We start from the raw sequence: 9380 nt of genomic DNA on the forward strand, positions 1-9380 counted from the left end.
AGTATGGTAAAAATTATATTTGTTCAACATCCTCTAAGCCTTATTGTTACTCATTATTTTAAGTTTTCATCTGTACTTTTCAAAGTGAACACTTGAGTACCATATATTTTTTTAAAATGAATATGGTAATTTTACATATTGTCCATTTTTTTATTAATTCTTTCTATTGATTTATGTAATTATATTCTATAGAATTATATCTATTGCAAAAAACAAATTTATTTAATATGTAAAGGAGCAAAATAATGATTATTATTAGAGAACAAAAAAACAATAATGAGCTTTATTTTAAAACTGAAATATTGGAGGGTAACAAATTAATTAGCATCAATACTATATACTATAAATCATTAATCAAAAAATTAAACGGGACTACCTACTTGATGCTCTATGACACAAAAATGAAACCAATATCAGAGGTCTTTACCTTTATTAATTATTATAAGGTAAATCAGTCACTTAATTCAAAAATCAAAGCTCAACAAGCGCTCAAACTACTTTATAGTTTTCAATCTATCATAAATAAAGAGTTAAAGAATTTTAATACTACCGATATAAATAGTTTAAAACTTTTCCTTAAAGGTTTATCTCCTAAAGGACAAGTAATGACTTTTAAACTATCTAGTTGTCGAAGCAACCAAACCATAAACGGATATCTATCGATTTATAGGCAATATATGGAATACATGGGAGTTGACAACAAAGCATTGTCAAAGAAAAGCAACAAGATGTCGTTACTTACTATACCTGATTCAGAAATAAATTTTTCAGTAGAAAGATATAAGTCTAATGAAAAAATACCAAGAAAACCAATTGAAGTACCACGATATATTAGTGTTGATGAATTTAGAAGTATCCTTAACGAAACTAGAAAAAATTATGGTAAGGTAGAAGAAATTATTCTTAGATTAATGTATCAATGTGGTCTACGAATTGGAGAATGCCTTGGATTGACCGCAGATGACCTTGTGGTAGAGAAAATTGGAGACATTTATGTTACGATGGCTTATATCAGGAACAGAATTTCTGACAAGAATGACCAACAAGCCAAAACTTGTATGGTGGTTATCGATAAGAAACAATATCAATCTACAGATTATAAAACAGAAGGATATGGATACCAAAAAGTTATTGTGCCTCAAGATTTATTTGACTTAATTAATAACTATATTGAAGAAGAACATTCAAATGCAAGAGAACAAAAGAAAGATAATTACTATAGCAAAACTATTGCTGATAGAGTACGATCAGAAAAACCATATGAAGATATTAATTACTATGTTTTTTTAAACACTTTAGGCAAGCCCTTACTCTCACATCTATGGAATCAGCGAGTTAGGGCTATTTTTAAAGCTGTTGGAATTCCCATTGATAAAAATGTTAGAGAGCACAACCTTAATCACCGTTTTCGGCATGGATTTGCAATGTTTAATATTAAATACCTTGGATGCAAGGAAATTGAACTTATGCAAAGAATGAGGCATAGCAATTTAGCTTCTGTTGCCTTTTACTTCAAACCTACTGTAAGCGATCAAATTAAGATTAAAACCGACTTTGCAAACAGCCTATATAAAGTAATCCCTAATCTTAAATCAAAGGAGTAATGCTTATGAGTTATTTTGACAAGAAAAACTTCAAAGATAAAGAAATATATAATATTTCTAAACAACATATGAATTATATTATTAGTCATGCTTTTTATAGAAAAACATACAAATCTATTAATGCTTCTCGTATCAATGTAAGTAGAATTATAACTGCATTGTTTGGCGATGTTTTATTAAATAATATTGATAAAAATTTCATATTAGCTCTATACAAGAATACTAATTTCACGACAGGAAATACACTTATTCTAAATCGTTTTTTATTGTTTTTAATAGATGGAAACTTTATTAATAATATTTCTGAATTCAAGTATATTATGGCATACCGAGAGAGACTTGAAAGATATGGCAACCCTATGGATGTAATACGAATCTTGACCTCTAATTACATGGAAGATTTTTTACAAAATGGACTATTAGATACTAAAAAATCACGATACCTATGTCTTATTAATATCGATAAAAACGATTTTATTGATGATAGATTATATAGTTTATTGTCTAGCCATATAGATATGCTAAAACTTAATTCTAATTCAACAATAGATTCAAAAGAGAACATTTGCTTTTATGCAAAAAATATCCTTACCCAAGTATTTTCAAATATATATTTAGAGGATATTACGCAAGAATTTATCTATAATAAATTAAGTTCTCTTGATGCTTCATTAAAGAGTTCCTATTTCCTTGAAATTACTAAAGGATTACTCTATCTAATAGATAACGGTGTTATTACTGATGATAATGTAAATTATTTTAAGGAATTAGGTCAACACTTTCTTAATGGTACTAATAGAAAAAAATTAGAAAGTGTATTTGCTACTGATATTATTCAAAAATATAAGATTGTACCTATTGGAAATAGCAATTATAAAAATCAACTCGTTTACTTTGATATTATGAATGAAACAATCCGAAATATATTTGTTGATTTCACTTCTCAATATAACCATCGAGACACTCCCTTTATAACTGTATGCAAAGAATTTGATAAATCATTGAATGGATATTTAGTTAAAAATATATTAGATTTAAACTTTGATACGTATAAAACACAAATCCGTTATTTCAGCAAGTATAAGAGCATTGTTTATTCTTCCCCAATCACAGCTTTTTATTTATATATTCATCAAAACTACAATCAAGAACTTTTTAAGCAAAACAATATTGATTCAAGATTATTACAAAGACCATTAATTACATCCGATTTGCTAAAAGGATTTGAAATAATCTTATACAACCCACTTGAAGCGGTTCCTGAATGTAACAAATGGTTATTTTGCTATAAAGGCATGGAAGATACCAACACGACTATTACAACTACTTCTTCACTTAAATTAAATTTCACAAAAATTAAATGCTCCAAATATAGAAATTGGGTAAAACATTATGTTTGGAATAATACCTCAAGCATTTATACTAAAACTCACTCACTATCTAAATTAATTTGCTTTTTCAATTATATTTACGATTTAAAATTAGGCAATGAACTTTCTATATATGCCAAGAAAACCTCAAATTTAGTCATTTCTATCAATGAAATTATATCCTACAAAAACTACATTCTGAATAAATATAATAACAATCGAACACGAATTAGTTATATTTATTGTGCTAGAAATATTTTAAATCATGTTGTAGATTATGAGTTGGATAGAGTGGAAAAAGGATTGTTGTATCATTTATCATTTACACTAGATAATCGATACGATAATACAGATGCAATTTCAGATGAACACTTAAAGAAATTGGCATCATTAATGAAAGCCAAAGCAAAGGAGCACGTAGAATATGCCTTATATTATTCTATTTTCTATATTGCTTTAGAAACAGAATTTAGAAGTTCTCAAATCCTTGTTTTGACAATAGATTGTGTGCATGAAACGTCAAAACCTAATGAGTATGTTATCAAGTCAAAGACAAAAGTTAGTGCAAATACAGTAGTAAAACAAGCTATAACTGTATATGTCAAAAAACATATAGATGAAATTATTAAAATTACCAATGATTATAGAATCAATTGTGCTAATGACGAATTAAAGCAATATATTTTCTTATTGCCTTCAAATAAAAAAGGCACATATAAAATATTAAAAGCAGAGAATTTTAACTCATATTTCAAAAACTGTTGTAAAAAATTAGGCATAAAGGAATATACTTTAAGCAATCTTCGAGATACACATATGACAAAGGCTGAAGAATTTATTATTAGAAATTCATTATCCGAAATGGAACAAAATATTTTGTCTGGTCATAAGTCATCCAATATAGATACAAAACACTATATAGATACACAAATAAAAGAGTTATTAGAGGCGGTACATGGTATTTTTATTGGTAATATCACTTTAGATGGCAAGATTGTCAAAGAAGTCTCTAAGGATATTGCTACTAAAGAAAATAGTGTATCTAACGAGTGCGGATACTGTGTTTCTTCATCTTGTAACAACTTTAGTTATCTTGATTGTATGATGTGTAATGATTTCATCACTACAATTGACCGCATCCCCTATTTTAAAGATCAAATCAAGATAATTGATAAAAAAATTGAAAACGCTTCTATTAAACATGATAAAGAAGACTATGTAAACATTAAGCTGTTGCTTGTCAATTATTTAAAAGAATTATTAAAAATTAAAGGAGAAGATTTTATTGAGTAATACTATTTCTATTACAGAATTGAATATGGACTACGTTATTCATGATAATTATAGCATCAATTCTCTCGAAACGGAATCCTATATTGAGATACTTAAAAAAATTAATAAATTACCTTTTAGTAAGGCTAATACATATTATTCCGATGATGTATGGGATTTTTCTAAACTCACAACTATTAACGTTAGTAAACGTAAAATGAAGATTTTTTTTAATTCTGCAAACGGGGTTTTTAAAGATGATATAAAAAATTATGTGCTTATTAAAATGATTGAAAACAAAATCAAAGTACAAAGCATCCGTAAGAACTCTGAAGTATTATGTAAATTCTTTAACTTTACTTACAAGAATCATTGCTACAATGTTAAAGATATTACTGCTACTCTTATTAGTAACTTCCTTGAACATGAAAAACCATCACCAAGGAGACTTAGAGCACTCAAAACATCAATCAAAGATTTTTATACATGCTATGGTGCAAACTTTGAAGATTTGTTCACTAATGAAATAGAGAAAGTTCTAAATTTAGGTGACTATAGGGCATTTAAGGCAATTATAGAAAAATCAAAAACGCCTGATATTCCTAAGGATTACTTTGATAAATTTGTTAGCACACTTATAAAATTGATTGATACTGAAAAGGAATCTGTAGATTATAAAGCAGTTGCTGCTATTTATCTTATATTAAGCCAAACTGGATTAAGAATAGGTGAAATTCTTGGATTAGAAGTAAGCTCTTTGCATACAATTAATATTTTTAATGGTGAAGAAAGCAACTATCTAACCTATAAAACTTGGAAGCGAGAAAATGGAAACAATACATTCTCTATCGAAAGAATCTATATCAACAAATTAGCTAAAAAAGGATATAGTATTTTATTAACTCTTCATAAGAAAAAGCGTGAAGAATTAAAACAAAGTTACTTGTATATGGGCTTTTCACATATGAAGAACGAGTCTCAATTCCCCGTAGATTGTGATGCTTTTAATAGAATACAAAAAAAATTTTATTGTTATATTGATAAATACTTTCCTACCATAAATCTTACGGAAGATGCTTATCCTGAACTCCAACGTACGAAAGTAGCTAAGATTAAATCAGTTACATGTATCAACCCAGATGCTGAAACTCTTACATATCCTCAAAACCATCAATTCAGAGTACATGTATGTACAGAGTTATATAACAAAGGAGTTCCATTGAAATATATTCAAAAATTCATGGGACATCTATCTTCAGAAATGCAAGGATATTATGTTAGACCAACAAAAGCTAAGCCACAAGAAAATATGAAATTCACTTTAAAAACCTTAGAAAAAATTGTATCTGGCGATACTAAATTGCTTGGTGCTAGCTCTGGATTATCGTATAAAATCAAACAGTTTATCAAAGAGAATCACTACAATGTTGAAACTGACTTAGAGACCATTTGCGAAAATTTAGCAAAAAAAATTCCTGTTAGACAAAAGACAGGTGGCGTTTGTATCAAATCTTCAATGTTAAGAGAATGTTCTATAGATGCGAAGACTAACGAATTATATTGTGCATATGGAGTTTGTCCTAATATATTCCACTTCTATTACATGGTGGATGTATCATATAGACAAACAAAAGAGCTTACCAAATCCATTAAAATTAATAAAAATAGAGGTCATATCAGACAAGCACAAAAAGAATTGAATATGCTTAACACGATTCTTGACAAGAAACTTGTTCCTGAACTTGATGAACTCAAAAATATGATTATCAAAAAGGGAATTCAATCAATCTTACAAGAATATCCCAATTTGCAAGAAATAATTGAAAATATAGATACCACTTATCAGGAGGTAGAACAATGGAAATCAATGAAATTATAAAACAAAAATTAGTTGAGATGGGTGAAGATTACGAATCCTTAAAACCCTTTATGAAAGGCTATTTAAAAAAGGCTGAAACAATCATTACAAATAAAACAATCATTCAAACTGAATCACTTAATCTGATTAAGAATAATTCTTTTTCAATATCATCAATTTCTAAAGAATTAGGTTGCTCTCGTACTACATTATACAACCACAATCAACTTTTAAAGCGTTATATTGAGTTTTCAAAGATTATATTTAGCCGAAGCAACCCATTTATAGCCTATGAAAGTTTAAAGGCCTCTAAGGCTAAACTACAAGAACAAATCAATCTCATGGAATACCGTGATATAACTATAGAAATTCTTAAACAAGAAAAATCCGAATTAGCAAAAATGTTAAAAGAAAAGAACAAAGAAAGCGAAAGACTCCAAGCAAGAGTAAATGAATTATCATCAGAACTATATCATATACAATTATCTAATTCAATCAGATGCAGTGAAAAAAATTTCAGCCACAAAAAATAAGATTTTCCTCATGTTTATTCAAATACTATTATTTTACTAAGAATAAAATAAAAATTAGTTTCTCCTATTTTGTAAAATATACTATTTAAAACTGTTCAAAAATAAATCATCTAATGCTGATATAAGTGGTATAAAGTTTGAAATTTGAACATTTAGTGTAATAGGTAATAATATTAATAAAATACAACTATATTTCTTTATCTGTAACGAAAGGTAGTGGTCTGAGATCAATAGTAAGGTACATATAGATTTTATATTGAACATACCGTCATAATTTAAAACAATATTACAAAATAAAAAACCAACTTAAATATTATATTCACTTAAACTAAAAGATAAGCCAAAGAATTAACAAATTCCTTGACTTATCTTTTATATCTCTTTCTTCATCTCTAATCGACTTTTTAAATATTCTTGTAAATTTGCATCTCTACAAAAAACATAGCACCCTCTCATTCCTCGAGACATTAAAATTTTATAAATATTTTTTATGAGTTTTGTTAATTCCTCTGGATTATTCTTTAATCCCTTTTTCCCTGATGTATCATAATAATCGTTATAACTAGAATACAATTGCATAGTTTCTGGATTAAATCTAAGGTCATTACCAATTATAACTCCAACATAATCAAACTCTAATCCCTGAGAAGTATGTACACACCCTATCTGATTTTCCTTTTCATTATCAATAGCCCAAGTATACTGATTAGCCCTACTATTCCATGGTCTTTTAAAATTAAACTCTGGTATTTCAACATCCTCTACATCAGCGTTAGGATTCCCCTTTTTTTCAGATGTCCATGGCCATGCAAACCCCGCTAACATTCTAGCTTTAAATCCTTCTTCATTCTTTTTTCTTACTTGTTCTTCCAGCATATTAGGATTATCCATAATCATAAAATCAAACATATCTCCATCCCAACCATCAAAATTGGCAGTTTCCTCTATTTGTAAGTTATGAGTAACCCAATTCAAGAAACCCTCTGCTCCAGCACATCTAAATTGTGCCTTTAATTCTACTTCAACAACTTTGGAATGATATTTCTCTGCGGCAATTTTGATTGCTTCAACTGTTCCTTCATCATCCGGTCTTATTCGCTGATTATCATCAACAAAAAATACATTTATCTTTGATGCTTTTACTACATCTTCCACCTGACTTTCGCCTCTGTACATATAGGCTCCTTTTTTCTTCAATCTGTGGGCTTCATCCACAACCAAAATATCAAATTCATTATTTAATGCATTATAGAAAGAACCAGATCCAGAAAACAACACTCCAAGTCTTTTTTTGCTATGTTTTTTATTACCCGCCAACATATGTACCATCGTAGTCCTAAATGAAGCGTTAGGAGCAACAAACTTTATATTTTTTTTCTGCTTTAAAAGTTCTATAAATGCATTCATTGCTACAACAGATTTTCCTGTTCCTGGTCCACCATTAACAATGATAGTTGTCTTATCCGTTACAGTTGTTGCACAGTTTAGTATATTTGAATATGCTACCTTTTGTTCATCAAGCAATGTATATACTTCATTTCCATCAAACATACTTGATACATATTCAACAAATTTTTTTGATGGTCTTATTTTCCCGTTCTCAATCTGATAAAGTATATCGAGTCCATTGCCTTTACCTACATATTTTTTTATAAAATCTTTTAAATCTCCAGTATCTTTAGAAAAGAAAATTGGTGTGTCCTGTATTATTTCTTGATATTGCGTTTCAGTTAAAGGTTCTGGTTGTTTTCTGGAATAGTTATGTAAATATGCACATGAATGTGGTCTTAAATTTTTTTTATAAATGGCTTCATTCATATCAGTTAGGTGCTTTTTGTAGGAATAAGCCTGATACGAAGGATGGGTTACCTCTCTAAGTCTCCCTCCCGTAAATGCAGTAACCAAATCTTCCTTATCAGTTGCTCCAGCTTTATCCCATTGTTTCAGCTCAACTATAACAAAATTAGCATTGTCATCTTCATCATATCCAGAAATAATAAAGTCTATTCTTTTACTAGTTGCAGGTATATTGTATTCAATTAATACACCACAATCATCAGGAACTCTTGACTTTCTTATTGCCGTTTCCATAAACTTCAAAGAAGCATTCCATGATCTTTTCTCTGACACTGAAACCCTTCTTCCAAATTTTTCTGTATATTGTTTTTCTATATCATCTACAATAAAATTTTCATCTACTGCATTTCTAAATCCAACTGCATCATTTTTATAAATTATCATGTTAGTTACTCCAATTCTGTATATTTTTTCTTATTCCCATAGCATTTCTCTATTTTATATTTCTCTTCATTTTTCTCTAACTTACTTCTTATAATGTCATCTATATCTATGTTCATTGAATCAGCCAAAAGAATACAATAAATCAGTACATCTGCCAATTCTTCTTGTATTTCATTTGCCTTTTCAGCAACTTCTGTATCTATTCCAGACCATTGAAAATTCTCTAACAATTCAGCTGCTTCTAAACTTATAGATATAGCTAAGTCTTTGGGATTGTGAAACTGTCTCCAATTTCTATCATCCCTAAATTTCAACACCCTTTCAATTATATTCATCTCCAATATTTCTTCCTCCTATCTAAACAAATATAATAAAAGCTATTTAATACTTTATGAATAAAATCTATCTCATATAAATCTCATTAATAATACATTAAACTGTTTAACTTTTATTACTATATTACAATACATAAAGTGAACAAACTAAGAATTTACTATATATA

6 protein-coding genes are annotated in these 9380 nt (G+C 28.5%); 4 read left to right on the forward strand and 2 right to left on the reverse strand.

Going from position 1 to position 9380, the window contains the following annotated elements; all coding sequences use genetic code 11:
• The first annotated feature begins 677 nt into the window (after positions 1-677).
• From AACQ14_RS22155 to AACQ14_RS22170, 4 genes are read left to right on the forward strand one after another with little or no spacing between them, the layout of a single operon-like run.
• A complete protein-coding gene (locus AACQ14_RS22155) occupies positions 678-1604 on the forward strand; it encodes a tyrosine-type recombinase/integrase (protein ID WP_339365743.1) in 927 nt (308 codons plus the stop codon).
• 5 nt (positions 1605-1609) lie between these two features.
• Positions 1610-4267, forward strand: a complete 2658-nt coding sequence (locus AACQ14_RS22160) for a hypothetical protein (protein WP_339365744.1) — start codon at positions 1610-1612, stop codon at positions 4265-4267.
• Positions 4260-6125 (forward strand): site-specific integrase, encoded by a 1866-nt coding sequence (locus tag AACQ14_RS22165; protein ID WP_339365745.1) that lies wholly within the window; start codon positions 4260-4262, stop codon positions 6123-6125. Before AACQ14_RS22160 ends, AACQ14_RS22165 begins: the two co-directional genes overlap by 8 nt.
• Positions 6104-6637, forward strand: a complete 534-nt coding sequence (locus tag AACQ14_RS22170) for an HTH domain-containing protein (RefSeq protein ID WP_339365746.1) — start codon at positions 6104-6106, stop codon at positions 6635-6637. Before AACQ14_RS22165 ends, AACQ14_RS22170 begins: the two co-directional genes overlap by 22 nt.
• A gap of 372 nt (positions 6638-7009) precedes the next feature.
• Here the strand turns inward: AACQ14_RS22170 and AACQ14_RS22175 are convergent, their stop codons facing one another.
• Positions 7010-8878: a DUF2075 domain-containing protein gene (locus AACQ14_RS22175; protein WP_339365747.1), complete on the reverse strand. Its 1869-nt coding sequence runs from the start codon at positions 8876-8878 to the stop codon at positions 7010-7012.
• A gap of 5 nt (positions 8879-8883) precedes the next feature.
• On the reverse strand, positions 8884-9219 hold the full coding sequence (locus AACQ14_RS22180; protein WP_459112802.1) for a nucleotide pyrophosphohydrolase: 336 nt from the start codon (positions 9217-9219) through the stop codon (positions 8884-8886).
• Positions 9220-9380 lie beyond the last annotated feature (161 nt).

The organism is Vallitalea maricola, from assembly GCF_036985595.1.
Classification (GTDB): domain Bacteria; phylum Bacillota; class Clostridia; order Lachnospirales; family Vallitaleaceae; genus Vallitalea; species Vallitalea maricola.